Origin of the sequence: Pseudoduganella sp. OTU4001, from assembly GCF_038440195.1 — a bacterium.
Lineage (GTDB): Bacteria > Pseudomonadota > Gammaproteobacteria > Burkholderiales > Burkholderiaceae_D > Rugamonas.
Genome location: NZ_JASATG010000039.1, coordinates 16,147 through 39,063, shown reverse-complemented (window position 1 = coordinate 39,063; position 22,917 = coordinate 16,147). Strand labels below are relative to the sequence as shown.

26 protein-coding genes and 1 pseudogene are annotated in these 22,917 nt (G+C 65.8%); 19 read left to right on the top strand and 8 right to left on the bottom strand.

All coding sequences use genetic code 11. The features are described 5' to 3' along the window. Positions 1-176 precede the first annotated feature (176 nt). The 6 genes from AAHE99_RS23840 to AAHE99_RS23815 all read left to right on the top strand — a co-directional run bounded on the left by AAHE99_RS23840 (position 177) and on the right by AAHE99_RS23815 (position 4,590). Positions 177-1,175, top strand: a complete 999-nt coding sequence (locus tag AAHE99_RS23840) for an ABC transporter substrate-binding protein (RefSeq protein WP_342120045.1) — start codon at positions 177-179, stop codon at positions 1,173-1,175. Beyond that, positions 1,172-1,771: an SCO family protein gene (locus AAHE99_RS23835; RefSeq protein WP_342120042.1), complete on the top strand. Its 600-nt coding sequence runs from the start codon at positions 1,172-1,174 to the stop codon at positions 1,769-1,771. Before AAHE99_RS23840 ends, AAHE99_RS23835 begins: the two co-directional genes overlap by 4 nt. Further along, positions 1,768-2,205, top strand: coding sequence for a cupredoxin domain-containing protein (locus AAHE99_RS23830; protein WP_342120039.1), 438 nt, complete (start codon positions 1,768-1,770; stop codon positions 2,203-2,205). The genes AAHE99_RS23835 and AAHE99_RS23830 overlap by 4 nt, the downstream gene beginning before the upstream one ends. Next, a complete protein-coding gene (locus AAHE99_RS23825; RefSeq protein WP_342120035.1) occupies positions 2,193-2,951 on the top strand; it encodes an ABC transporter permease in 759 nt (252 codons plus the stop codon). Before AAHE99_RS23830 ends, AAHE99_RS23825 begins: the two co-directional genes overlap by 13 nt. Then, positions 2,941-3,669: an ABC transporter ATP-binding protein gene (locus tag AAHE99_RS23820; protein ID WP_342120032.1), complete on the top strand. Its 729-nt coding sequence runs from the start codon at positions 2,941-2,943 to the stop codon at positions 3,667-3,669. The genes AAHE99_RS23825 and AAHE99_RS23820 overlap by 11 nt, the downstream gene beginning before the upstream one ends. Before the next feature lie 297 nt (positions 3,670-3,966). Beyond that, positions 3,967-4,590 (top strand): glutathione S-transferase family protein, encoded by a 624-nt coding sequence (locus tag AAHE99_RS23815; protein WP_342120030.1) that lies wholly within the window; start codon positions 3,967-3,969, stop codon positions 4,588-4,590. Here the strand turns inward: AAHE99_RS23815 and AAHE99_RS23810 are convergent. Then, complete coding sequence (locus AAHE99_RS23810) at positions 4,557-5,036, bottom strand: hypothetical protein (RefSeq protein WP_342120027.1); 480 nt, start codon at positions 5,034-5,036, stop codon at positions 4,557-4,559. The genes AAHE99_RS23815 and AAHE99_RS23810 overlap by 34 nt on opposite strands. A 57-nt stretch (positions 5,037-5,093) precedes the next feature. Then, on the bottom strand, positions 5,094-5,849 hold the full coding sequence (locus AAHE99_RS23805) for a helix-turn-helix transcriptional regulator (RefSeq protein WP_342120025.1): 756 nt from the start codon (positions 5,847-5,849) through the stop codon (positions 5,094-5,096). A gap of 101 nt (positions 5,850-5,950) precedes the next feature. Here AAHE99_RS23805 and AAHE99_RS23800 point away from each other — a divergent pair, with 101 nt between their 5' ends. From AAHE99_RS23800 to AAHE99_RS23775, 6 genes and pseudogenes are all read left to right on the top strand, one after another. After that, complete coding sequence (locus AAHE99_RS23800) at positions 5,951-6,895, top strand: 4-hydroxyproline epimerase (protein ID WP_342120023.1); 945 nt, start codon at positions 5,951-5,953, stop codon at positions 6,893-6,895. Between the two features lie 2 nt (positions 6,896-6,897). After that, complete coding sequence (locus AAHE99_RS23795; RefSeq protein ID WP_342120022.1) at positions 6,898-8,019, top strand: NAD(P)/FAD-dependent oxidoreductase; 1,122 nt, start codon at positions 6,898-6,900, stop codon at positions 8,017-8,019. Next, positions 8,012-8,263, top strand: coding sequence for a 2Fe-2S iron-sulfur cluster-binding protein (locus AAHE99_RS23790; RefSeq protein WP_342120019.1), 252 nt, complete (start codon positions 8,012-8,014; stop codon positions 8,261-8,263). Before AAHE99_RS23795 ends, AAHE99_RS23790 begins: the two co-directional genes overlap by 8 nt. Beyond that, positions 8,260-9,525 (top strand): FAD/NAD(P)-binding oxidoreductase, encoded by a 1,266-nt coding sequence (locus tag AAHE99_RS23785; protein ID WP_342120017.1) that lies wholly within the window; start codon positions 8,260-8,262, stop codon positions 9,523-9,525. Before AAHE99_RS23790 ends, AAHE99_RS23785 begins: the two co-directional genes overlap by 4 nt. Before the next feature lies 1 nt (position 9,526). After that, positions 9,527-10,438 carry a dihydrodipicolinate synthase family protein gene (locus tag AAHE99_RS23780; RefSeq protein WP_342120015.1) on the top strand — a complete coding sequence of 304 codons (912 nt, stop codon included), beginning with the start codon at positions 9,527-9,529 and terminating at the stop codon, positions 10,436-10,438. Positions 10,439-10,462: 24 nt separating this feature from the next. After that, a pseudogene (locus AAHE99_RS23775) lies at positions 10,463-11,206 on the top strand (YoaK family protein); the annotation flags it as partial. Here AAHE99_RS23775 and AAHE99_RS23770 read toward each other — a convergent pair. The 3 genes from AAHE99_RS23770 to AAHE99_RS23760 form a co-directional block, all read right to left on the bottom strand. After that, a complete protein-coding gene (locus AAHE99_RS23770; RefSeq protein WP_342120011.1) occupies positions 11,206-11,613 on the bottom strand; it encodes a universal stress protein in 408 nt (135 codons plus the stop codon). The pseudogene AAHE99_RS23775 and the gene AAHE99_RS23770 overlap by 1 nt on opposite strands. Before the next feature lie 59 nt (positions 11,614-11,672). Then, positions 11,673-12,089, bottom strand: coding sequence for a DoxX family protein (locus tag AAHE99_RS23765; protein ID WP_342120009.1), 417 nt, complete (start codon positions 12,087-12,089; stop codon positions 11,673-11,675). A 99-nt stretch (positions 12,090-12,188) separates the two neighbouring features. Further along, complete coding sequence (locus AAHE99_RS23760; RefSeq protein ID WP_342120007.1) at positions 12,189-12,644, bottom strand: hemerythrin domain-containing protein; 456 nt, start codon at positions 12,642-12,644, stop codon at positions 12,189-12,191. A gap of 79 nt (positions 12,645-12,723) precedes the next feature. On the opposite strand from AAHE99_RS23760, the gene AAHE99_RS23755 reads away from it, so the two are divergent. Then, on the top strand, positions 12,724-13,464 hold the full coding sequence (locus AAHE99_RS23755) for an SDR family oxidoreductase (protein WP_342120004.1): 741 nt from the start codon (positions 12,724-12,726) through the stop codon (positions 13,462-13,464). On the opposite strand, the gene AAHE99_RS23750 is transcribed toward AAHE99_RS23755, so the two are convergent. After that, positions 13,465-13,884 (bottom strand): NUDIX hydrolase, encoded by a 420-nt coding sequence (locus tag AAHE99_RS23750; protein ID WP_342120001.1) that lies wholly within the window; start codon positions 13,882-13,884, stop codon positions 13,465-13,467. It abuts the gene before it with no gap. A gap of 195 nt (positions 13,885-14,079) precedes the next feature. On the opposite strand from AAHE99_RS23750, the gene AAHE99_RS23745 reads away from it, so the two are divergent. The 4 genes from AAHE99_RS23745 to AAHE99_RS23730 are packed head-to-tail and all read left to right on the top strand — an operon-like array spanning position 14,080 to position 19,040. Continuing rightward, on the top strand, positions 14,080-15,324 hold the full coding sequence (locus AAHE99_RS23745; RefSeq protein ID WP_342119999.1) for a porin: 1,245 nt from the start codon (positions 14,080-14,082) through the stop codon (positions 15,322-15,324). A 12-nt stretch (positions 15,325-15,336) separates the two neighbouring features. Next, entirely contained in the window at positions 15,337-15,759 is a 423-nt protein-coding gene (locus AAHE99_RS23740; RefSeq protein WP_342119996.1) for a phosphate ABC transporter substrate-binding protein, read from the top strand. A gap of 1 nt (position 15,760) precedes the next feature. Then, positions 15,761-18,379 (top strand): bifunctional diguanylate cyclase/phosphodiesterase, encoded by a 2,619-nt coding sequence (locus AAHE99_RS23735; protein WP_342119994.1) that lies wholly within the window; start codon positions 15,761-15,763, stop codon positions 18,377-18,379. Positions 18,380-18,398: 19 nt separating this feature from the next. Continuing rightward, positions 18,399-19,040, top strand: a complete 642-nt coding sequence (locus AAHE99_RS23730) for an FABP family protein (RefSeq protein ID WP_342119993.1) — start codon at positions 18,399-18,401, stop codon at positions 19,038-19,040. Here AAHE99_RS23730 and AAHE99_RS23725 read toward each other — a convergent pair. Beyond that, a complete protein-coding gene (locus AAHE99_RS23725) occupies positions 19,037-20,224 on the bottom strand; it encodes an NnrS family protein (protein WP_342119991.1) in 1,188 nt (395 codons plus the stop codon). The genes AAHE99_RS23730 and AAHE99_RS23725 overlap by 4 nt on opposite strands. Positions 20,225-20,317: 93 nt before the next feature. Between AAHE99_RS23725 and AAHE99_RS23720 the strand changes: the two genes are divergently transcribed. Together AAHE99_RS23720 and hmpA are read left to right on the top strand one after the other, a co-directional pair. Next, positions 20,318-20,776 carry an RrF2 family transcriptional regulator gene (locus tag AAHE99_RS23720; RefSeq protein WP_342119989.1) on the top strand — a complete coding sequence of 153 codons (459 nt, stop codon included), beginning with the start codon at positions 20,318-20,320 and terminating at the stop codon, positions 20,774-20,776. Between the two features lie 92 nt (positions 20,777-20,868). After that, positions 20,869-22,050, top strand: a complete 1,182-nt coding sequence (hmpA, locus tag AAHE99_RS23715) for an NO-inducible flavohemoprotein (RefSeq protein ID WP_342119986.1) — start codon at positions 20,869-20,871, stop codon at positions 22,048-22,050. Here hmpA and AAHE99_RS23710 read toward each other — a convergent pair. After that, entirely contained in the window at positions 22,047-22,886 is an 840-nt protein-coding gene (locus AAHE99_RS23710; RefSeq protein ID WP_342119984.1) for an HDOD domain-containing protein, read from the bottom strand. The two genes, hmpA and AAHE99_RS23710, sit on opposite strands and share 4 nt — an antisense overlap. Positions 22,887-22,917 lie beyond the last annotated feature (31 nt).

The window sequence follows — 22,917 nt, the reverse complement described above, 5'->3', positions numbered from 1 at the left end:
TAGGGATTTAGTCGAAAGCCTTTAAAACCGGGGTAAAACGTCCCAGATTGAACAGAACCTCCTGTTTGTCCAAATCTGGACGCAAAATGTCATGTGCGTGTCGTCATTTCCGGCGCGCATTGTGGCGTAATAGCCTCAGGTTTTTTTGTAGGATTACTACATGATAGAATATTTAAATGTCAAATGAACTTGAACATTTCCGCCGCCGCCGCCAGCTGCTGGGTACTGTGGGCGCCATGGGCGCCGCCGCACTGGTGCCGTCGATGGCGCGGGCGGCCGATCCGCTGGTCGTGGGCGGCCTGCCGGTCACCTGCAACCTGACCTTGCCGATTGCCTGCAGCGCGCGCAACGGCGCTTTCGAATTCTCCAAGTACAGCGGCTGGCCGGAGATCAAGGAATCGCTGATGACGGGCCGTATCCAGGCCGCCTATATGCTGGCGCCGCTGGTGATGGACCTGACCGACAAGAAGATCCCGCTCAAGGTGGTGTCGCTGGGCCACCGGTCCGGCGCCGTCATCATGGTGCGCACCGATTCGGCCTATAAGCGCTTCTCGGACCTGCGCGGCAAGCGCATCGCCATCCCGAGCCGTTTCGCGGTCGACTTCCTGTTCCTGCGCAAAATGCTGGCGCGCGAAAAAATGTCGCCGAAGGATGTGCAGATCATCGAGATGGCGCCGCCCGATATGCCGGCCGCGCTGTATGCCAATGCGGTGGATGCCTACTGCACCGGCGAGCCGTTCGGCGCCGCCGCCCAGAAAGCCGGTTATGCCCGTCCGCTGTCGATGACGCGCGACGAGTGGCGCAACTATATCTGCTGTGTGCTGACGGTGCGTGAAGAGCTGATCAAGTCCAACCGCCCGCTGGTGCAGGACCTGGTCAACCATGTGCAGGCCGCCGGCAACTGGCTGGACGCCACGCCGGCCAACCGCGCCAAGGCCGCCAAGATCGCCGCCACGCGCAAATACTTCAACCAGGATCCTAAAGTGATCCAGTTCGTGATGGATAACCCGGCCGACCGCGTTACCTACGGCGACCTGCGCATGATCCGCGCCGAATTCGATGAGCTGATGAACCTCTCCATCGAAGCCGGCACGCTCAAGCGCCCGGTGGCCTTCGAACAGTATGTCGACGAGAGCTTTGTCAAAGCCATTAAGCCGGTGAGTATCAACCTATGATTCGACGTTTGATGTTTGTGCTGGCCCTCGCTGCGGCGACGGCGGCGGGGCACGCCGCTGCGGCGGGCAAGCTCAAGTCCGGCACATTCGACCCGCCGCGCATGGCGCCGCAAATTGCCCAGAAAGCCGCCGACGGCAAGGACTTCGCGCTGGATAAATTGCGCGGCAAAGTCGTGGTGCTGGAATTCGGCTACACCAGCTGCGCCGACGTCTGCCCGGTTTCGCTGGCGCTGCTGAAGCAGGCGCGCGAAAAGCTTGGGCCCCTGCGCGACAAGCTGCAAGTGGTCTTCATCACCGTCGACCCGCAGCGCGACACCGCGCCCAAGCTCAAAGCCTACCTCGAGCAGTTTGATGCCAGCTTCGTCGGCCTGACCGGCAGCGAAGAGCAGCTGGCCGCGATCCGCAAGGCTTACGGCATCAGCGCGACGAAGAAGATGGTCGAAGGCAGCAAGACCGAATACACGATGGGCCATTCCTCCTACCTGTATTTCATCGACCCGCAAGGCAAGCTGCGCGCACTGATGCCTTTCGGCCGCCCGGCCGACGACATCGTGCATGACGTGACCGTGCTGGCCAACGAGAACACCGGCAAATGAGCCGCAAGCTGTTTGCCGCCGCCGCAGCGCTGCTGCTGGCCATTGCCTGCGCGGCCGCCTGGGCCGCCTTCGCCCCGATCCGTCCGGCCTCGCGCGATGCGCTGTTTGAGATCCCCAAAGGCACCTGGGAGCGCCGCATGGCTGGCGACAAGGCCGAGATCCTGCCCGACACCATCACCCTGGTGCTGGGCGTGAACGACGTGCTCCTGCTGCGCAACAGCGACAGCGTGCCGCAGATTTTTGGTCCCGTGCTGATCATGCCGGGCCAGGACTTCCGCCTGCCGTTCGAGCAGGCGGGTGAACATCCCTTCGCCTGTACCGCGCACGCCAGCGGCCAGATGACGGTCGTGGTGCAAGCCACGCCGCAAGCTGGCTGGCAGCGCTTGCAATGGCGCCTGCAATCCCTTATCCGCAAAGCCCCATGGAGAGATTGAACAAGATTTGGCCGCCGCTGGCGGTGCTGCTGGCGATTATTGCCGTCTGGTGGTACGTCGTCGTTGCGACGGAAAGCCTGATTTTCCCGACCCCGGCACAGGTGGTGACGGGCACCATGGAGCTGGTGGAGGACGGCAGCTTGTGGGAGCACATCGGCGCTTCGCTGATGCGCGTCGGCATGGGCTTTTCGCTGGCGATTGTGGTCGCCGTGCCGCTGGGCCTTTGGATGGGCCGCGTGGAGGGGGCATTCCGCACCCTTAACCCGGTGTTCCAGATCCTGCGCCCGATTTCACCGATCGCCTGGATTCCGGTCGCGATCCTGTGGTTCGGCGTGGGCAATGCCTCGCCGGTGTTCCTGATTTTTATCGCTTCCGTGTTCCCGATGATCGTGCAGACCGCCGCCGGCGTGCACACCATCGAAAAGCGCTACCTGCGCGCAGCGGAGAATTTTGGCGTGTCGCGCGCCAGGCTGTTCCGCCAGGTGATCGTGCCGGCGGTGCTGCCGGAGATTATCGTCGGCATGCGCATCTCGCTGGGCGTGGCCTGGCTGGTGGTGGTGGCGGCCGAAATGATCGCCTTGCGCTCCGGCCTGGGCTACCTGATCATCGACTCGCGCAATGCGGGCAACCGCTACGACCTGGTGATCGCGGGCATGATCATCATCGGCCTGATTGGACTGGCGCTGGACGGCATCATGCGCCTGCTGGAAAAACTCAAAGTCGTAAGGTGGCGCTATGGACGCTAAGATTTCCGTCAACCGGATCAAGAAGAACTTCAACGCGCTGCCGGTGGTAGATGGCGTGGATTTTTCCGTCGCCGACGGCGAGTTCGTGGCGATTGTCGGCCCCTCCGGCTGCGGCAAGTCGACCCTGATGAAGATCGTGGCCGGCTTTGAACATCCGGACGAGGGCTCGGTGAAGATCGACGGCCAGACGATGACCAGGCCAAGCCCGAAAGGCATCGTGATCTCGCAGCACGGCTCCGTGTTCCCGTGGCTGACGGTGCAGCAGAACCTGATGTTTGGCCTGAATGGCGACCAGCATGGCGACAAAGCGGCGCTGGCCGACCATTACGCCGATATGGTGGGGCTGAAGGGCTTCGAGAACGCCTACCCGCACGAACTTTCCGGCGGCATGCTGAAGCGCGCCGAGATCGCGCGCGCCCTGGTGGTCAAGCCTGAAATCCTCTACATGGACGAGCCGTTCTCCGCGCTCGACGCGCTGATGAACCTCAAGATGCGCAACGAGCTGCTGCGCGTGCTGGCCGAGGAGCGCCACACCGTGTTGCTGATCACGCACGATGTGGAAGAGGCGATCTACCTGGCCGACCGCATCCTGGTGCTGTCGCCACGCCCGACCCGCATCCAGGCCAGCTTCAAGGTCGACCACGCCCACCCGCGCAAGCTCTCCAGCCCGGACTTGCAGCAGCTGAAAGAAGACATCCTCGCCCAGCTTGGACTATGAGGTTCAGGGGGCGGGGGGGATTTTTCTCCCGCCCTGTCTAAACTGATCTAAATAGCTCGCTTTCGCTCTAAACATGTCCAGAAACGCCACCTGCGACAATTTTTTAGACCGAAATAGCGCCCGCGAGGAAACTTTTAGATTCCTTAGACTTTTTGCTTTGCCAAATTAGATCGCTTTAGACCCGTCGATTTGTCTTTTAGACTGCGTAGACGCGCCCGCGGAGCGGGTTCGGCGGCGGGCAGGAAAATCTCAGTTTCATTAGAATCGGTCTTCCGGTTAAACATTCATGGGAGCGTCATGCTGAAGCTGCTTGGGAAACCTACCTCGATCAATGTACGCAAGGTTCTATGGACGCTTGCCGAAGTCGGCCTGCCTTATGAGCGCGAGGACTGGGGTGATGGCTACCGCGCGACCAGCGTACCGGAATTCCTGGCGCTGAATCCCAACGCGATGGTGCCGGTGCTGCTGGATGGCGAATTCGTGCTGTGGGAGTCGAACAGTATCTGCCGCTACCTTTGCGGCAAGGCAGGCCGCAGCGACCTGTTGCCGGCCGAGCCGCAGGCGCGTGCCCGCGTCGAGCAGTGGATGGATTGGCAGGCGACCGACTTGAATAACGCCTGGCGCTACGCCTTCATGGCGCTGGTGCGCCGCAGCCCGGCCTTTGCGGACCCGGCGCAGATCGCCGCCAGCGCTGCGGCTTGGAACCGCAATGTCGGCATCCTCGACCGCCACCTTGCCGCGCATGGCCCGTATGCGGCTGGCGCCGAGTTCACGCTGGCTGACGTGGTGCTTGGCCTGTCGCTGAACCGCTGGCTGGAGACCCCGATCGAGCGCCCGGATTATCCCGCCATCGCAGCCTACATCGAACGCCTGCTCGAACGCCCGGCTTACCGCGAATTCGGCCGCAACGGGGTGGCCTGAAGGAAGTCGCGAATGAATTCGTTGAGAGGGCGCTGTCCCTCTTGCTCCTCAACGTAAGTAATTCCATCGCGTTCAATCAGCGGAAGCCAAGTTGAGGCACCATCGCGGGCAATGACCAGAATTGGCTCCGCCTTCAGCGGGAATTTATAGCCGCCCCATTCGCCGGTTCGTGAACCGAACTCCTTGACCTGGCCATCGCTGCGGCCAAGATGGTCGGTCAAGACTTTGATCGAAGCGTTCTGGCAAGCGCCCTGATTGGTGATGCAGACCGTCTGAATGCCATTCTTGGGCGCCTTTTCCGGCCAACCGCAAGGCGGAGCGCAAAGGCCTACGCCTGAAGGCTGTATGGTGATGGACTGCACCTGCCCAGTGAACAGCAACGTTTCGGCCAGGGCGGATGGGGAAAAACTGCACGCGGCGAGGAGGGGTAGCAGATAGCTTTTCATAGCCCAGAGTTTACCAATACACAAGCCCGCAAATTGCACGAAATGTCACTGCCGGCGCTAACCGTCGCGCAGCAGGGCGCGGTATTCGCTCGGGGTGACGCCGACGGTGGCGCGGAACTGGCGGGTGAAGGCGCTGTGGTCGGCGTAGCCGCAGGCTTGTGCGATGTCGGCCACGCTGCCGCTGCCGGCCAGCATGCGTGAGGCGGCTTCGAGCCGGGTCTTGATGATCATCTGGCGCGGCGTCAGGTGGAAGATGCGCTCGAAGTAGCGTTCGATCTGCGCCACCGACATATGCGCCGTGCGCGCCAGCTGGGGCAGGGTCAGCGGCTCGCCGTACTTCTCGTGGATCAGCCGCACCGCATCGGCCACCTTGTGGTAGGCCGGATTCTTGTGGTCCGCCATGGCCAGGTCGCGCGACACGCCGGCCAGGCCGATGATGGCGCCGTGGGCGTCGCGCAGCGGATGCTTCTGGGTCAGGCACCAGCCGGGATCGCGGTTGGGATATAAATGCAGCTCCAGCTGGTCTTCGATCAGCGCGCCTTCGTCCAGCACCGCCTGGTCCTGGGCCTGGAAGCGCTGTCCAAGCGGCGCGGCGAACACCTCGTTGGCGGTCTTGCCCAGCAGGCCGGCCTTGTCCTTCATGCCGCAGCGCCGGGCCAGGGTCTGGTTCACCACCACATAGCGCCCCTGGCGGTCCTTGATGAAGAACACCACGTCCGGCAGGGCGTCGAACAAGGGTTCGGAAAAGAAGACATCGCCGATGCGCGCGGCCAGGTCGGCGCGTGCCGCGCCATGCAAAGTGTGTGCTGCCATACTGCTCTCCCAGTGTATCCCGCCATTTTTACACGATTGTGCAGATTTCGTCACCATAATCGGGCAGGCGATGCAAGACGGCGGGCCTGCAAAGGCCTAAGATGGCAAGCATGAAAACCATAGCCATTATCGATTCCCACACCGGCGGCGAACCCACCCGCCTGGTGGTTGACGGCGGCCCGGATCTGGGCAGCGGCCCCCTGAATGAGCGCCTGGAGCGCTTCCGTAACGAGCATGACGGCTTCCGTTCCGGCGTGGTGTGCGAGCCACGCGGCTCGGACGTGCTGGTGGGCGCGCTGCTGTGCGAACCGCATGCGCCGGATTGTGCCGCAGGCGTCATCTTTTTCAATAATGTCGGCTACCTCGGCATGTGCGGCCACGGCACCATCGGCCTGGTGGCGTCGCTGGCCTTCATGGGCCGTTTGAGCGCGGGCGTGCACCGCATCGATACCCCGGTCGGCGTGGTGGAAGCGCAACTGCACGAAGACGGCAGCGTGACGGTGAACAATGTGCCGTCCTGGCGCAAGGCGGCCGGCGTGCCGGTCGAGGTGCCGGGCTACGGCGTGGTGCGCGGCGATATCGCCTGGGGCGGCAACTGGTTCTTCCTGGTGTCCGAGCATGGCCAGCGACTGGAGCTGGGCAATGCGCGCGAGCTGTCCAGCTACACCACGGCGATCAAGGATGCGCTGGAAGCGCAGGGCATCACCGGCGACAACGGCGCCCTGATCGACCATATCGAACTGTTTGCCGACTCCCGCAGCGGCGCCGGCGACAGCCAGAATTTCGTACTGTGCCCGGGCAATGCCTACGACCGTTCGCCTTGCGGCACCGGCACCAGCGCCAAGCTGGCCTGCCTGGCGGCCGACGGCAAGCTGGCCGAGGGCGAAGTCTGGCGCCAGGAGAGCATTGTGGGCAGCGTATTCGAAGCCTCCTTCCGCCGCGACGGCGAGCGCGTGCTGCCCAGCATCCGCGGCAAGGCCTGGGTCAATGCCACCTCGACCCTGGTGCTCGATCCTACCGATCCATTTGTCTGGGGCATCCGCTGATCATGAAGCCGGACGTGTTGATTGTCGGCGCCGGGATTATCGGCGCAGCCTGCGCCGATGCCTTGTCGGCGCGCGGCCTGCGTGTGACCGTGGTCGAACGCGATGCGGTCGGCAGCGGCGCGACGGCGGCCGGCATGGGCCACCTGGTGGCCATGGACGACAACGCGGCCGAGCTGGCGCTCAGTGCGCATTCGCTTGAACTGTGGCAGGAACTGGTGGACGGCCAGCCGCAGCGCCATGAATACAGCCGCTGCGGCACCTTGTGGGTGGCGGCCGATGATGAAGAGCTGGAGGCGGCGCGCGCCAAGGCGCTCACCATGTCCGAACGCGGGCTGGCGTGCGACGTGGTGGATGCGCCGGACCTGTATCGCCTGGAGCCGCAACTGCGTCCCGGCCTGGCGGGCGGGCTGCTGGTGCCGGGCGATGGGCTGGTGTATCCGCCCAAGAGCGCCCGCATCCTGCTGGCGCGGGCTGTTGCGCGCGGCGCGGTGCTGCTGGCCGGCGAGGTGGCGGCGCTGGAGGAGGGCGGTGTGCTGCTGGCTGACGGAACGCGCCTGGCGGCAGGGCAGGTGGTGCTGGCGGCGGGTACGCGGTGCCTGGCGTTGGCGCCTGGGCTGCCGCTGCGGCCCAAGAAGGGCCATGTCATGATCACCGACCGCTATCCGGGCTTTATCCGCCATCAGCTGGTGGAGCTGGGCTATGTGAAGAGCGCCCATGCGTCGGATGGGGAGTCGGTCGCGTTCAATTTGCAGCCGCGTCCTACGGGGCAGGTGCTGATCGGGTCGTCGCGCCAGTTTGATACGACCGACCTGGCGGCGGAACCTGAAATGATGGCGCGCATGCTGCGCCGGGCGGTGCAGTACACGCCTGCGCTGGCGGGCTTGAATGTGCTGCGCTGCTGGACTGGCTTGCGGGCGGCGACGCCGGATGGCTTGCCCTTGATCGGCCCGGCCCCGTCGCGCCGCAACCTGTGGCTGGCTACCGGCCATGAGGGGCTTGGCATTACGACGTCGCTGGCGACGGCGCAACTGCTGGCCGCGCAGATGGCGGGCGGACAGGCGGGGATTGACGCGCGGCCTTATCTTCCGAGCCGTTTTGTTGATGCGGGGAGGGCCTATGGCTGATGCGGTGATGTTGACCATCGACGGCCGCGCCGTCAGCGTCGCTCCCGGCGTGACCGTCGCTGCCGCCATCGCGATCGTGGCGGGCGTGACGCGCCGCTCGGTTGGCGGGCAGCTGCGCGCGCCTTTGTGCGGCATGGGTGTTTGCCAGGAGTGCCGGGTTACCGTCAATGGACGGGCGCATGTGCTGTCGTGCCAGACGCTGTGCGCGCCGGGCATGGACGTGCAGACGGGAGGCGCGGCATGACGCAAGACTTTGATATCGTGATCGTCGGCGCCGGGCCGGCCGGCCTCGCGGCGGCCCATGCGGCAGCGGAGGGCGGCCGCATCGCCGTCATCGACGACAACCCGCTGGCCGGCGGCCAGATCTGGCGCGGCGGCCCGGCCCAATGGAAGGACCCGCGCGCCCAGGCGCTGTGGCAGGCGCTGGAAAAGGCGGACAACGTCAGCTTCCTGCCCGGCACCCGCGTGCTGATGCAGACCCGCCCAGGCGAGCTGCTGGTGCAGGATGCCCAGCAAGCCCACACCATCCGCTACCACCGCCTGATCCTGGCGACCGGCGCGCGCGAGCTGCTGCTGCCGTTCCCCGGCTGGACGCTGCCCGGCGTGACCGGCGCCGGCGGCCTGCAGGCCCTGGCCAAGGGCGGCTATCCGCTGCAAGGCAAGCGCGTGGTGGTGGCCGGCAGCGGCCCGCTGCTGCTGGCCGTGGCGGCCACGCTGAAGGAGCGCGGCGCCACTATCGCCGCGATCGTCGAACAGGCCGGCTTGCCGGCGCTGGCCGGCTTCGCCGCCGGCCTCGCGCTGACGCCATCGAAAGCGCTGCAGGCGCTGCGCCTGGGCGCAACCCTGCGCGGCATCCCCTATTACGCAGACAGCTACGTCAGCGCCGCGTGCGGCGAAGAGCGCCTGGGCGCGGTCCTGGTGCAGCGCAAAGGCGCCAGCATCGGCATCGCCTGCGATTACCTGGCCTGCGGCTACGGCCTGCTGCCGAATACCGAACTGGCGCGCGCACTTGGCTGTGCGATTGAAGAGGGCGCGGTCAAGACCGACCCATGGCAGCACACCAGCGCAGCCAACATCCTGTGCGCAGGCGAAGGCACCGGTGTCGGCGGCGTCGACCTGGCGCTGGTGGAGGGCCGCATTGCCGGCCTGGCGGCCAGCGGCCGCGCCAGCGAAGCGCAGGTCCACTTCGGCGAACGCGATAAATGGCGCGGCTTCGCCGCCAGGCTGGCGCGCGTCTTCGCACCGCGTGAAGAACTGCGCAAGCTGGCCCAGCCCGACACCATCGTCTGCCGCTGCGAAGATGTGTGCGACAGCGAGCTGCGCGAACACCCCAGCTGGCGCAGCGCCAAGCTGCACACCCGCTGCGGCATGGGCCCGTGCCAGGGCCGCATCTGCGGCAACGCAACCGATTTCCTGTATGGATGGCGTCCGGACGCCGTGCGTACACCGATCTCGCCGGCTCGCGCCGGCTCCATCATCACCCTCGAACCTCACAAGGAGACTTGAAATGCCAGCAATCAAATGGGAAGGCGTCTTCCCTGCAGTAACCACCAAATTCCACGCCAACGAGGAACTGGACCACGCGGAAATGGAGAAGCACTTCTCCTTCATGATCGACAGCGGCTGCCACGGCCTGGTGACCTGCGGTTCCCTGGGCGAAGCCAGCACCCTGTCCTTTGAAGAGAAGCTGGCCGTCGCCAAGACCGCCGTCAAGGTTGCCAACGGCCGCGTGCCGGTGCTGGCCAACGTCAGCGAAACCCGCACCGCCAACGCCGAACGCTATGTGCAGGAAGCGCGCGACCTGGGCGTGGACGGCTTCATGGTGATGCCTTCCGTGCTGTACGCCGCCGACGCCTTCGAGGCCAAAGCCAACCTGCGCACCATCGCCAAGGCCGCCAAGCTGCCGATCATGGTGTACAACAACCCGGTGACCTACAAAGTCGACCTGACCCCGGCCGACTTCAAGGAACTGGCGGACTGCGAAGAACTGGAAGCGATCAAGGAATCGACCGACAACATCCGCCGCGTGACCGACCTGCGCAACGCGGTGGGCGACCGCTACGCCATCTTCATGGGCGTGGACGACCTGTCCTTCGAAGGCCTGGCGGTTGGCGCCGACGGCCTGCTGGCCGGCCTGGTGGTGGCGTTCCCGAAAGAGACCGTGGCGCTGTACAACCTGATGAAAGCCGGCCGCTTCGCCGAGGCGCTGAAACTGTACCAGTGGTTCATGCCGCTGCTGCACCTCGACGTTTCGACCAAGCTGGTGCAAAATCTGAAACTGGTGGAAGCACTGGCCGGCGTCGGCAACGAAATCGTACGCCGCCCGCGCCAGCCACTGCGCGGCGCCGACCGCGAGTTCGTGGTGCAAGTGGTGCAGCAAGCCATGGCTACCCGTCCCGACGTCAGCGCCTATCTGTAAGAGCCATGACCATGCCGGGGACGAATGCCGATCAACTATGTCAGACGCCTGACCGGGCGGCAGCGCGCCGCCCAGGCTAATCGCCACCTCGGCATCGCCCTCGCTTTCGTGGCGGGGGCGGCCAACGCAGGCGGCTTCCTCGCCGTCCGGCAGTACACTTCCCATATGACCGGCATCCTGTCGGCCGCCGCCGACGACCTGGCGCTGGGCGCGATCGAAGCGGCCATCGACTGCGCCGGCGCCTTGCTGGCCTTCCTGGCCGGCGCGGCCTGCTGCGCCATCATGGTCAACTTCGCCCGCCGCCGCGCGCTGCACAGCGAATTTGCGCTGCCGCTGCTGCTGGAAGCGGTGTTGCTGCTGGCCTTTGGCGTATTGGGCGCCCGCCTGCAGGCGATCGACGTGCTGGTGCTGCCGGCCACGGTGATGCTGCTGTGCTTCATGATGGGTTTGCAGAACGCCGTCATCACCAAGCTCTCCAATGCGGAAATCCGCACCACCCACATGACCGGCATCATCACCGACCTCGGGATCGAGGCCGGCAAGGCCTGCTACTGGAACCGCGACGGCCAGGCCGTGCCGCGCGTGGCGGCCGACTGGAAGCGCGTGCGCATCCTGGCCTCGCTGGTGGGGGGATTCTTTATCGGCGCGGTGTCCGGCGCCTTCGGTTTCAAGGCAGTCGGTTTCGGCGCCACCTTGCCGCTGGCGGCCTTGCTGCTGGCGCTGGCGGCGGTGCCGATCTACGACGACCTGGCCGCGCGCCTGCGCCGCTAGCCTTCGCGGAACACCAGGACCGGGATCTTGCTGTGCGTGAGCACTTTCTGCGTCACGCTGCCCAGCATCAGGCTGGCCAGGCCGCTGCGCCCGCGCGAGGCCATGGCGATCAGGTCGCAGCTGCGCTGCAGTGCGGTGGCGACGATGGCCGCATGCGGCTGTTCGGCATGGATCTGGAGCGTGGCGCAGTTGACGTTGAGGGAGGTGGCCTGGCGCGCGATGGCAAGCAGGATCTGGTCCTCGGCCGGCTGCGGCGCCACATTGGCCATCAGGGCCGGTTCTTCCGGAAGCACGTGGATGGCAGTGACGCGGGCGCCGCTTTCGCGCGCCATGCGCAAAGCGGCGTTGACTGCCAGTTGCGAAGCGGCGGAGCCGTCGCTGGGAATGAGGATGTGGCGGAACATCAGACTATTTCTCCTTGTGGTGTCGCAGTCTAAGTGTCCCGCCGGTTTTCGGCAACCGCTCAGGCGGTGCGTACGGCTGCCGTCGTGCGGCGGGCGTCCAGGCTCAGGTTACCGGCGCCGAAGGCAGCGATCTGCAGCAGGCCGCCGGCCATGGCGAAGTTCTTCATCAGGTGGATCAGCTGGTTCTGGTCGCCGATCGCGCCATGGAACACGATGCCGGTCACGATCGAGAACGCGGCCAGCGCCAGGGCGACCGGGCGGGTGTACAGGCCGAGCACCAGCAGCAGGCCGCCGACGACTTCGATACCGATCGCGCCGGCCAGGCCCAGTTCAGGGAAGGGCAGGCCCATCGCGCTGATATAGCCGATGGTGGCTGCCGGCGCGGCGATCTTGCCGATGCCGCTGATGACGAAGATCGCTGCCATCAGCAGGCGGGCGGCGAGTGGCAGGGCGGCGGTGTTGGATTGCTGGTTCATGGTAGGGCTCCTTCAGGGAATGTGTGGTTGATGGAGACATCTTATGCCGCGCCAACCCATTCCGGAAGCCTATATATTTCGATGAGACGTATCGTCAACTCAGATAGATTGCTCCTGTAGCAGGCGCGCCAGCTGCAGCCGCAGGCTGGCCTCCGGCGGCGCGCTATACGGACGGCGGGCGCGCTCGATCGCCACCGCCAGCGGTAAATCCATCGCGCTCAGGTGGCCCACGAACCAGCGCGGCAGGCGCTCGAGCAGGCCGCGCGCCCCTCGTGGGTCGGCCCACGCCACCGGCAGCGCATGCTGCAGGGCCGCCAGTACCCGGCTGTGGGCCGCGCGGTGCTCATGGTCGGTGGGGTAGTGCAAGTGGTCCATCAGGGCTTCTTCTTCGGCGAAATCGGCGGCCAGCGCTGCCAGCAGCGCCGTGATTCGCCCCGGCAGGGAGCCATCGTCGGCGTCGATGGTGGCATGGATGGCTTGCAGCAGGAGGCGATGGGACGCGTCCATTTCAGCCACCCCGGTTTCGAGCAGCGCACTCCATTCCAGTCGTTGCATGGTGTCCTCCTTGGCGATTTCCCAGTCTGGCGCGCCGCCCATGCTGTTGCCATGATCCAGATCAAATAGAATAGGCAGCATGGATAAAGTACTGATCGTGACGGGCGCCGGCCGGGGCATTGGCGCCGCAATAGCCCGCCAGGCGGCCGCCGATGGCTGGCGCGTGGCGGTGAATTACCAGCGCGACGCGCAGTCCGCGGCCCAGGTGGTGGCAGAGATCGAGGCGGCCGGCGGGCGCGCGCTGGCGGTGCAGGCCGACGTGGCAAGCGACGGCGACATCGCGCGCCTGTTCGCCACCGTCGAGCGTGAACTGGGGCCGGTGTCCGGCCTGGTCAACAATGCCGGCATTACCGGCGGCCTGGGGACCTTCAGCGATTCCACCCCGGCCGTGCTGGAACGCGTGTTCCGCACCAATGTGCTGGGACTGATGCAGTGCAGCCGGCACGCGCTGGCGGCCTTCCGCGCGCATGGGCAGGGCGGGGTGATCGTGAATATCAGCTCCACCGCCGCCACGGCAGGCAGCCCGAACGAATATGTCGGCTACGCCGCCAGCAAGGCGGCGGTCGATACCTTCACCATGGGCCTGGGCAAGGAGGTGGCGGCCGAAGGCATCCGCGTCTGCGGCGTGGCGCCCGGCACCACGCAAACCGACATCCACACCACCTCGGGCGACCCGGGCCGGCCGGCCCGCGTGGCGGGCCGCATCCCCATGCTGCGCGTGGGGCAGCCGGACGAAATCGCGGAAGCGGCGGTGTGGCTGCTGTCGCCGGCGGCGCGCTACATTACCGGCACCACCTTGCGCGTATCCGGCGGCGCCTGATCACCATTCGATCGACAGCAGCCGCGACGCCATGCGCGGCCAGCACAGTGAACTCAGTTCCTCGCGCGCAGCCCAGCGGAAACCGTCGGCTTCCGGCGTTGGTTCGCCGGTGCGGTGGTGCGGGAAAAAGCTGGTGCAGCGCAGGTGGTCCAGGCTGCACAAGGCGTCGCCCACCTCCACTTTGAACAGGTGCAGCCGCTTGTCGGGGCGGTAGCTGAATTCGCCCAGGTCGTCAAAACGGCCGCCATCAAAGTCCAGTCCCGCTTCTTCCAGCAGCTCGCGCCGGGCCGCTTGCAGGGGCGTCTCGCCGGCGTCCAGCAAGCCTTTCGGAATATCCCAGCTGGCGGTGCCCGTGACATGGCACAGCAGCACTTGGCGCTGACTGTTGATTACCAGCGTGCCGCACGAGACCTGCTGCATGTCCTTGATTCCTTTATATTTTGTAAGCGTTGGTTATTACTTAACAGATAGAAACAGTACTCTAGGGAAAGTTCTCGACAGTTACAAGAGGCCGTTATAAAGTGTGAGAATTCCCCGATTTTCCAATGCTTCCGCATGCCTTGGCTGGCAAGCGTCGCTGGAATATTGCCGACGTTTCTTGCTAAGAGTGCCATTATGCCAAAGCTGCATCCAACGCCTGTCCTGACTGCTGTTGCCGCCTGCGTGGCGCTGGCGCCGACGCACGCGCTGGCGGGCCACGACGAGGGCAGCGCCTGGACGTTGGGCGGCTTCGGCACCCTGAGCGCGGTGCACTCGAGCGAGAAGCAGGCCGATTTTTCCGCCAACCCGCTGAACCCGGGCCAGGCCGGCGCCACGCGCGACTGGAGCTTTGCCGTCGACAGCCGCCTCGCCACCCAGCTGGCCTACAACGGCGGCCACTGGTCGGCCGTGCTGCAGGTGGTCTCGGAACGCAACCTGACCAATTCCTGGAAGCCGGTGGTGGAGTGGGCCAATGTGCAATACCAGGCGTCGCCGGAATTGAGCCTGCGCTTTGGCCGCATCGCGCTGCCGCTGTTCCTGTCGGGCGATTACCGCAAGGCCAGCTACGCCCTGACCTGGGTGCGCACCCCGATCGAATTGTACGGCGCACTCCCGATCAGCAATAGCGACGGCATCGACGCCAGCTACCGCTGGAAGCTGGGCGATGTGAAAAATACCACCCAGGTGCTGTACGGCAGCACCCAGCTGCGCCTGTCCGACACCCAGCGCGCCGAAGCCCATCACCTGGCCGGCGTCTCCAACACCAGCAATATCGGCGCGCTCACCGTGCGCGCCACGGCCCTGAAAGGCGACCTGCAGATGAAGCTGGGCGAGCAGCTGTTCACGGCGCTGCGCCAGTTCGGCCCGCAGGGAGAAATCCTGGCGCGCCGCTATGAACCGGACCGCAAGCGCGCCACGGTGCTGAGCATCGGCGCCTCCTACGACCCGGGCCAGTGGTTTGTGATGGCGGAGGCGGGCCGCGTCAATGCGCGTTCCCTGTTGGGCGACAAGAGCGCCGGCTATATCAGCGGCGGCTACCGCTTCGGCAGCCTGACGCCGTATGCCACCTTCAGCAAGGTCGTCGCCAACACCCCGACCCATGTCGACGGCCTGGACCTGGCGGCGCTGCCGCCGCCCTATGCGGCGGCCGGCCAGCGCCTGAACCGGGAACTGAACTCCTGGCTCAGCATGATCGCGGTGCAGGACAATGTCAGCGCCGGCCTGCGCTGGGACGCCGGCAGCAACGTGGCCGTCAAGTTCCAGTACGACCATGTGCGTCCGCGCAAGGGCACCAGCGGCACGCTGGAAAACCTGCAGCCGGGCTACCGCTATGGCCGCAGCTTCGGCCTGTTCAGCGCCGCGCTGGACTTTGTTTTCTGACCGGGGCCCGACATGATCAGGAAACTGCTCTTCAGTCTGATGCTGGTGCTGCTGGCCGGCGCCGCCGCCGCCGCCGACCTGGTGGTGGTGGTGTCGGCGCGCAGCCCGCTCACCGCCTTGCGCGCCGAACAGGTGGCCGACATCTTCCTGGCCGAGGCCACCCGCTTCCCCGACGGCGGCGAAGTGGTGGCGCTCGACCTGCCGATCGGCTCCCCGCTGCGCGACGAGTTCTACCTCAAGGTTGCCAACCGCACGCCGGCGCTGATGAAGGCCTATTGGACCAAAAGGATTTTCACCGGCCGCGGCCAGCCGCCGCGCGAACTGCCCAACAGCCTGGCCGTGCGCAAGCTGGTGGCGGACAACCCGACCCTGATCGGCTATATCGAACGCAGCGCGCTGGATGCCAGCGTGCGCCCTGTCCTGGTGGTGCATTGAGATGAAGCGCTGGCTCCGCATGTGCCTGGAGACGCAAGTCTCGCTGCCCGTGTTCACCGTCGTGCTGCTGGCGGTGGTGTGGGCGACCACGCTGCATTTCATCGACAGCGAGGAAGCTGCCGCGCGCGAGCTGGCGGCCGAATCGGCCAGCGAACTGGCCGCCACCTACGAAGCCCAGGTGGCGCGCAGCATCAACGGCATCGAACAGACCCTCAAGGTGCTGAAGTACAGCGCCGAACGGCAGGGCGCGCGCGGCGCGCTGCCGGAGCTGCAGGCGCACGGCCTGCTGCCGTCCGGCCTGGTGTTCATCGTCAGCATCGTTGACGCCAATGGCGACACCGTCGCCAGCAACCCGCCGGCGCAGGCGCTCAACGTGGCGCATGAGGACTACTTCCGCTTCCACCAGCAGCAGCGCAGCAACTACACCTATATTGCGCAGGCCATGCGCGACCAGGCCAACCAGGACTGGCACCTGCACTTCACGCGCCGCCTGGAAGATGCGCGCGGCGAATTCGCCGGCGTGGCGATTGTGGAAGTCGATCCGGCCTATTTCACCAGCGGCTACGAGCGCAGCCGCCTGGGCGAGCGCGGCGTGCTGGGACTGGTCGGCGACGACGGCGTGGTGCGCGCCTTGCGCGTGGGCGACCGCCAGTCCTTCGGCCAGCGGGTGGACCTGGCCGCGCTGCAGGCCTCGCCCGCCGTGCCGCTGACCGCCGGCTGGGACAGCGTGCGGCGCTACACGGCAGTGCGCCAGCTGGCCGGCCTGCACCTGAGCGCCCTGGTCGGCCTGTGCGAAACCGAACAGATGGCCGCCTTCGCGGCGCAGCGCCGCCAGCTGCTATGGGAAGCCGGCGTCGCCAGCGCGGTGCTGATCCTGCTGGCCTCCATGGCCTGGGGCTTTGTCTGGCAGGGCGCCAAGGCGCGTCGCCGCGTGCGCCGTGCGCAGGAAACCTACGCCGCCGCCTCCGAGTCGAATATGGACGCCTTCTTCGTGCTGCGCGCCATCCGCAACAAGGATGGCGCGGTGGTGGACTTCAAGTTCGCCGCCGTGAATTCGCGCGCCGAACAGCTGACCGGCGCCCGGCGCAGCGAGCTGCGCGCGCAGACCCTGTGCGGCTGGCTGCCGGCGGCGCGCCACAACGGCATGTTCGAACGCCTGACCCACGTCACCCTGCATGGCGGCGTGCACCAGGAGGAAGGCCCGAACCTGATGCCGCAGTTCCATGCCGACTGGCTGCATTGGCAGGTGGTGGGCGTGGAGGGCGGCGTGGTGGCGATCGTGCGCGACATCAGCGAGCGCAAACGCGCCGAAGAGCGCATCTACCACATGGCGCACCACGACACGCTGACCGGCCTGCCGAACCGCAGCCTGATCTGCGACCGCCTGCAGCAGTCGATCGCCCACGCCGAACGTAATGGCGAATCGGTGCTGGTGGCCTTCATCGACCTCGACAGCTTCAAGCTGGTCAACGACACCCTCGGCCACAACGCCGGCGATGAACTGCTGAAGGAGGTGGCCGGCCGCATGGTGGGCTGCGTGCGGCGCGAGGACACCGTGGGCCGCTTCGGCGGCGACGAATTCGTGCTGGTGCTGCCGCACCTGGACGACGACCCGCAGGTGCTGGTGCCTCTGCTGAACAAGATCCTGGAATCGGTGGTGGAGCCGATTTCGCTGGAAGGGCAGAAGATGCAGGTCAGCTGCTCGATCGGCGTCGCCGTCTACCCGCGCGACGGGCGCGATACCGACACGCTGATGATGCACGCCGACGCCGCCATGTACCGCGCCAAGGAGAGCGGCAAGAACAACTGCCAGTTCTACACCCACGAGATGAACGCCGGGCTGGAGGAAAAGCTGGCGCTGACCGAAGGCCTGCGCAAGGCGCTGGAAGAGGACCAGCTGTCGCTGGTCTACCAGCCCAAGATCAACCTGGAGTCGGGCCGCATGTTCGGCGTGGAAGCCTTGCTGCGCTGGCAGCATCCGCAGCGCGGCAACATTCCGCCCAACCAGTTCATCCCGCTGGCCGAAGAGAATGGCCTGATCATCCAGATCGGCGAATGGGCCCTGCGCGAAGCCTGCCGCCAGGCGCGCGCCTGGCAGGACGCCGGCTTGCCGCCGCTGGCGGTCTCGGTCAATGTATCGGCACGCCAGTTCGAAGACCCGCGCCTGGTGGAGCGCGTCGCCGCGGCGCTGCAGGCCAGCGGCCTGCATCCGCAATGGCTGGAGCTGGAGGTCACGGAAAGCATGATCATGCGCGACACCGCGCAGTCCGTGGCCCGCATGCGCCAACTGGAAGCGATGGGCATCGCGCTGGCGATCGACGACTTCGGCACCGGCTATTCCAGCCTGGCGGCGCTCAAGTCGTTCCCGATCAGCCGCCTGAAGATCGACCAGTCCTTCATCCGCGACCTGGCCGGCAGTGCCGACGACCAGGCCATCGCCTGCGCCATCATCTCGCTGGCCCACCAGCTGGACATGCGCGTGATCGCCGAAGGGGTGGAAACGGAGCAGCAGTGCAGCTTCCTGCAGCAGCATGGCTGCGACGAGGTGCAGGGCTACCTGTATGGCCGCCCGGTGCCGCCGCAGCAGATCGCCGACGAGGTTACAATGTTTGCTCTGTGATCAACAAGCAGGCATGGCCATGAGCGAATACAGCAACGACATCTATACCGAACCTTCCAATATCGACCTCAATACGCTGGCCAACCTCGGCCCGCTCGGCCCCATGGCCGGCATCTGGGAGGGCCAGCGCGGCCTGGACATCAAGCCCAAGGCCGACGGCGCGCGCAAGCAGGCCTATGTCGAGCGCATCGAGCTGCAGCCGATCGACCCTGTGACCAACGGCCCGCAGCTGTTTTACGGCCTGCGCTACGTCCTGATCGTCAATAAGCCGGACAATATCAAGACCTACCACGAGCAGGTCGGCTACTGGCTGTGGGAGCCCGCCACCAATACCGTGATCCAGACCCTGGCCATCCCGCGCGGCCAGATCGCCATGGCATCGGGCACCGCGGCAGCCGACGCCAAATCGTTCGAGCTGGTGGCGCGCCGCGAGCAGGATACCTACGGCATCTGCTCCAACCCTTTCCTGGAATTCGGCTTCCGGACCACCGAGTACAACATCAAGGTCACCATCAACGACGACGGCACCTGGGGCTACGAGGAGGACACCGTCATGCTGATCCGCGGCAAAGAGGACGAGCCGTTCCACCACATCGACCGCAACGTGCTGCACAAGGTCGGCGAGCCGACCCCGAACCCGCTGGCGCGCGGCGCACGTTAGCCCGCGCGCCCATCGATGCGCCCCTGGCTCAGGTAAGGCGCGTAGACGAACAGGTAGACCAGGAACGCTGCCGACCAGGCCAGGCCCGAACACAGGAGCAGGGCGTCGCGCCACGCGCCGGGTGCGGTATTGGCGCCCAAGCGGGACACCGCGCCAGCTTGCAGCAGCAAATACATGGCCCGTTCGGCCCGCCCGGCGCGCAGCATGCGGCCGGTGTGGCCCAGCGCCGTACGCGTGATCATGCCCAGGATCAGGCCCGCCATGCCGCCCACCGCCAGGGCGTGGAAGGCGCTGCTGGCCGAACCGATGCCCAGTGCGGCAAAGCCCAGCAAAACCAGGCCGGCCACGATCCAGGCGTAGGCCAGGTGCAGGATCCACAGCAGCGGCACACGCAGCGTGGCAAACGGCGCCCAGCCAACCAGGCGCGCGGCGTTGACCGCCGCCGCCGCAAAGGCCACCGGCGCCACCACCACGCCCGGCAAACCGGCTACCCAGGCCACGGCGGTTGCCAGCAGCAGGGCGATGCTGGCCTTCTCGCGCCAGGCCACGGTGACGGGCTGGCTGCCCGGTGCGCCGTTACGGGTAAACATCGGGATCACACGGCCGCCGATCACGCCTTCCAGCACCGTCACCATCAGGATGGCGCCATGCACCGGCGTCATGGGCGACAGTGCGATCCAGCTGTTGGCCGCCGCATGGAACAGCAGGTTGGCGAGCGAGAGCAGGGTGAGGATGCCCAGGATTGGGTAGTTACGCTTGCTCTGTGCCTGCACCAGCACGCGGCCGAATGCCAGTGCGCACAGCGGCAGGAAGGCGCCGTCGACTACCAGGGCCGCTTCGCGCGGCGCCAGCAGCATCGCCGCGCGTCCCGCCAGCCAAAGCGCGGCCAGCGCCGCCAGCTGGCCGCCGGCCGGCGTCGGCAGGTTGGTCCAGTTGCGGCCCGCCGTAAACAGGAAGCCGATGATCACCGCGCCGGCAAAGCCGAACACCATTTCATGCATATGCCACAGGATGTTGGCGGTCGGCAGCGCCGGCAGCATGCCCTTGTAGCTGGCCAGCCACAGCGGCACCGACAGCACCGCCAGCGCCGCCGCCAGCAGGTAGAAGGGGCGGAAGCCAAGCCGCAGCAAAGGGTGCGGTTGTCCTGTGGGCGTTGGTTCGGTGGGGAGATGGATGCTGCGCATGGCGGACCTCGCGTTCTTAAGATGTATAATGAATGCTACATTACCGATTGGGTTAAAGCAATATTCTGAATGCATCTTTACGTGACATAGCTTATGCGACTGACATCATTTACTGATTACACCCTGCGTTCGCTGATGTACCTTGGCATGAACCGCGACAAACTGGTGACCATCCAGGAAATCGCCGACCTGCACGACATCTCGAAAAACCACCTGACCAAGGTGATCCACCAGCTGGGCGCCAGCGGCCTGGTGGAGACGGTGCGTGGGCGCCATGGCGGCCTGCGCCTGAACCGCGAGCCCGAGGAAATCAATATCGGCGAAGTGGTGCGCGACAGCGAATCGGATTTCCACGTTGCCGAATGCTTCCAATCCGATCCGGGCAAATGCGCCTTCCTGCGCGACTGCGCGCTGAAGCACAAGCTGCACGAGGCGACCGAAGCCTTCCTGCACGTGCTGGACGGCATGACGCTGGCCGATATCCTGCCCGGCCCGAAAGGCAAGGGCGGCGCCCAGCCTGTCATCCTGCAAATGCCGAAAAAGCAGGCCTGAACAAATTGAGTATCTGAGATATATCTTTATTGACGGCGCCTCGCTTAAACATGTATGATGAATGCATGTTTAACCGCTGAGGAGCCGTACCCATGCTGTCTGCAGAACACCGCGCCATCGTCACCGCCACCGTGCCTATCCTGGAGCAGGGCGGCGAAGCACTGACCCGCCACTTCTACCAGGTCCTGTTCACCGACTTCCCGCAAGTGAAGCCATTCTTCAACCAGGCCCACCAGCACAGCGGCGAGCAGCAGCGCGCCCTGGCCAACGGCATCCTGATGTACGCCAGGAATATCGAGCGCCTGGAAGCGCTTGGCCCGCTGGCCAGCGCCATCGTCAACAAACACGTGGCCCTGCAGATCCAGCCGGAGCATTACCTGATGGTGGGCGCCAGCCTGCTGAAGGCGATCCGCGAAGTGCTGGGCGCCGAAACCGCGACCGAGGAAGTGCTGGATGCCTGGGGCGCCGCCTACGGCCAGCTGGCCGACATCCTGATCGGCGCCGAGGGCAAGGCCTACCAGGCCGCCGCAGCGGCCGACGGCGGCTGGACTGGCGCGCGTCCGTTCTTCGTCACTGAAAAGCGCGTGGAGAGCGACGAGATCACCACCTTTGTCTTCCGTCCGGCCGACGGCCAGGCCGTGATGGACTTCGCGCCCGGCCAGTACATCGGCATGCGCCTGGTGGTGGCTGGCGAAGAGCAGCGCCGCCAGTACTCGCTGTCTGCCGCGCCGAACGGCCAGAGCTACCAGGTCAGCGTCAAGCGCGAAGAGGGCGGCAAGGTATCGAACCACCTGCACGGAAAGGTGAAAGTGGGCGACACCATTGAACTGTTCCCGCCATCGGGGGCCTTCAGCCTGGCCCAGGGCGAGCGCCCGATCGTGCTGATCTCCGGCGGCGTCGGCATCACGCCCACGCTGGCGATGCTGGAGCAGGCGTTGGCAACCGGCCGCGAAATCCGCTTCATCCACGCCGCCCGCCACGGCGGCGTGCATGCCTTCCGCGAACGCATCGACGGCCTGGCCAAGCGTCACCCGCAGCTCAAGCGCCACTATATCTACGCCGAACAGCGCAGCGGCCAGCCCGCGGCCGACGCGGTCGGCCTGCTGGGCAAGGAACAGCTAGGGGAGTGGTTGCCGGCGTCGCGCGACGTCGACGCCTACTTCCTGGGTCCGGTGCCGTTCATGCGGGCCGTCAAACGCAGCCTGCGCGAACTGGGCGTGCCGGAAGGGCAGACGTACTACGAATTCTTCGGCCCGGCCAAAGCGCTGGATTAAACCAGCAGCGCGGCATTCATGGCGGAGGCATCGGCCTCCGCTTCTTCCAGCATCTGTTCGCGCTTCTCGGCATCGATAAACAGGTCCAGCACGGAATCTTCGTGCGGGGCCTGTTCTTCTTCCGGCGTGGACAATGGCGAGGCCACGGGCGCGAAATGGTTCGCCAGCAGCAGGGTGTCGAGCAGGGTCTCCGGCGGGATTTGCAGCATGCCGCCGCGCAGGCTTTCGATGGCTTCCGCCACCTCGGCCGGGATGCCCAGCTTCTTCAGCACTTCGCGGTTGATGATTTCCTCGCTGGCGGTCTGCCAGTTTTCCGGATCGGGTTCCAGCAGGCCGGGGAATTCGTCGGCGCGCGACAGCAGGTAGAAACCACCCACTTCATGCACGATGGCGGCGAACAGCGCGGTATCGGGATTCACGCCGGTGACTTCGCGCGCGATGATGCGCGCCAGGCAGGCCACGTGGATGGTGTGCTGCCACAGCTGCTCGGCCTTGGCGCGCAGGCCGGGATCGGAAATCTTGCTGCCGAAAGCGCGCACCACCATGGCGGCGGCCAGCGCGTAGAGGTTGTGGTAGCCAACCCGCATGATGGCGTTGCGCACATTGGTCACGTCCGGCCCGCCGGTGCGGTTGAACATGGCGGAATTGGACAGGGCGACGGTGCGCGCGGCCAGTTGCGGCTCGGCCAGCACCAGCTTGATCGCGTCCTCCATCGGACAGTCAGGATCGTCCAATGCGAGCTGCACTCGCAGGGCGGCGTTGACGCTGGTGGGAAACACAAGGTCTCCGCGGATCGCCAGCGCGGCGACGTGTCCGAAGGCTTCCAGTTTGTTCATGCCGAAAATTATACGGCTCCGGGAGCCTTAC

What these genes read in the sequence shown, in the direction of transcription:
- AAHE99_RS23735 (WP_342119994.1), top strand. Translation starts at nt 15,761, where the DNA reads ATGAAGCGCTGGCTCCGCATGTGCCTGGAGACGCAAGTCTCGCTGCCC.
- AAHE99_RS23785 (WP_342120017.1), top strand. Translation starts at nt 8,260, where the DNA reads ATGACGCAAGACTTTGATATCGTGATCGTCGGCGCCGGGCCGGCCGGC.
- AAHE99_RS23760 (WP_342120007.1), bottom strand. Translation starts at nt 12,644, where the DNA reads ATGCAACGACTGGAATGGAGTGCGCTGCTCGAAACCGGGGTGGCTGAA.
- AAHE99_RS23710 (WP_342119984.1), bottom strand. Translation starts at nt 22,886, where the DNA reads ATGAACAAACTGGAAGCCTTCGGACACGTCGCCGCGCTGGCGATCCGC.
- AAHE99_RS23740 (WP_342119996.1), top strand. Translation starts at nt 15,337, where the DNA reads ATGATCAGGAAACTGCTCTTCAGTCTGATGCTGGTGCTGCTGGCCGGC.
- AAHE99_RS23820 (WP_342120032.1), top strand. Translation starts at nt 2,941, where the DNA reads ATGGACGCTAAGATTTCCGTCAACCGGATCAAGAAGAACTTCAACGCG.
- AAHE99_RS23770 (WP_342120011.1), bottom strand. Translation starts at nt 11,613, where the DNA reads ATGTTCCGCCACATCCTCATTCCCAGCGACGGCTCCGCCGCTTCGCAA.
- AAHE99_RS23800 (WP_342120023.1), top strand. Translation starts at nt 5,951, where the DNA reads ATGGCAAGCATGAAAACCATAGCCATTATCGATTCCCACACCGGCGGC.
- AAHE99_RS23830 (WP_342120039.1), top strand. Translation starts at nt 1,768, where the DNA reads ATGAGCCGCAAGCTGTTTGCCGCCGCCGCAGCGCTGCTGCTGGCCATT.
- AAHE99_RS23825 (WP_342120035.1), top strand. Translation starts at nt 2,193, where the DNA reads ATGGAGAGATTGAACAAGATTTGGCCGCCGCTGGCGGTGCTGCTGGCG.
- hmpA (WP_342119986.1), top strand. Translation starts at nt 20,869, where the DNA reads ATGCTGTCTGCAGAACACCGCGCCATCGTCACCGCCACCGTGCCTATC.
- AAHE99_RS23835 (WP_342120042.1), top strand. Translation starts at nt 1,172, where the DNA reads ATGATTCGACGTTTGATGTTTGTGCTGGCCCTCGCTGCGGCGACGGCG.
- AAHE99_RS23795 (WP_342120022.1), top strand. Translation starts at nt 6,898, where the DNA reads ATGAAGCCGGACGTGTTGATTGTCGGCGCCGGGATTATCGGCGCAGCC.
- AAHE99_RS23780 (WP_342120015.1), top strand. Translation starts at nt 9,527, where the DNA reads ATGCCAGCAATCAAATGGGAAGGCGTCTTCCCTGCAGTAACCACCAAA.
- AAHE99_RS23805 (WP_342120025.1), bottom strand. Translation starts at nt 5,849, where the DNA reads ATGGCAGCACACACTTTGCATGGCGCGGCACGCGCCGACCTGGCCGCG.
- AAHE99_RS23765 (WP_342120009.1), bottom strand. Translation starts at nt 12,089, where the DNA reads ATGAACCAGCAATCCAACACCGCCGCCCTGCCACTCGCCGCCCGCCTG.
- AAHE99_RS23810 (WP_342120027.1), bottom strand. Translation starts at nt 5,036, where the DNA reads ATGAAAAGCTATCTGCTACCCCTCCTCGCCGCGTGCAGTTTTTCCCCA.
- AAHE99_RS23750 (WP_342120001.1), bottom strand. Translation starts at nt 13,884, where the DNA reads ATGCAGCAGGTCTCGTGCGGCACGCTGGTAATCAACAGTCAGCGCCAA.
- AAHE99_RS23720 (WP_342119989.1), top strand. Translation starts at nt 20,318, where the DNA reads ATGCGACTGACATCATTTACTGATTACACCCTGCGTTCGCTGATGTAC.
- AAHE99_RS23730 (WP_342119993.1), top strand. Translation starts at nt 18,399, where the DNA reads ATGAGCGAATACAGCAACGACATCTATACCGAACCTTCCAATATCGAC.
- AAHE99_RS23840 (WP_342120045.1), top strand. Translation starts at nt 177, where the DNA reads ATGTCAAATGAACTTGAACATTTCCGCCGCCGCCGCCAGCTGCTGGGT.
- AAHE99_RS23745 (WP_342119999.1), top strand. Translation starts at nt 14,080, where the DNA reads ATGCCAAAGCTGCATCCAACGCCTGTCCTGACTGCTGTTGCCGCCTGC.
- AAHE99_RS23815 (WP_342120030.1), top strand. Translation starts at nt 3,967, where the DNA reads ATGCTGAAGCTGCTTGGGAAACCTACCTCGATCAATGTACGCAAGGTT.
- AAHE99_RS23725 (WP_342119991.1), bottom strand. Translation starts at nt 20,224, where the DNA reads ATGCGCAGCATCCATCTCCCCACCGAACCAACGCCCACAGGACAACCG.
- AAHE99_RS23790 (WP_342120019.1), top strand. Translation starts at nt 8,012, where the DNA reads ATGGCTGATGCGGTGATGTTGACCATCGACGGCCGCGCCGTCAGCGTC.
- AAHE99_RS23755 (WP_342120004.1), top strand. Translation starts at nt 12,724, where the DNA reads ATGGATAAAGTACTGATCGTGACGGGCGCCGGCCGGGGCATTGGCGCC.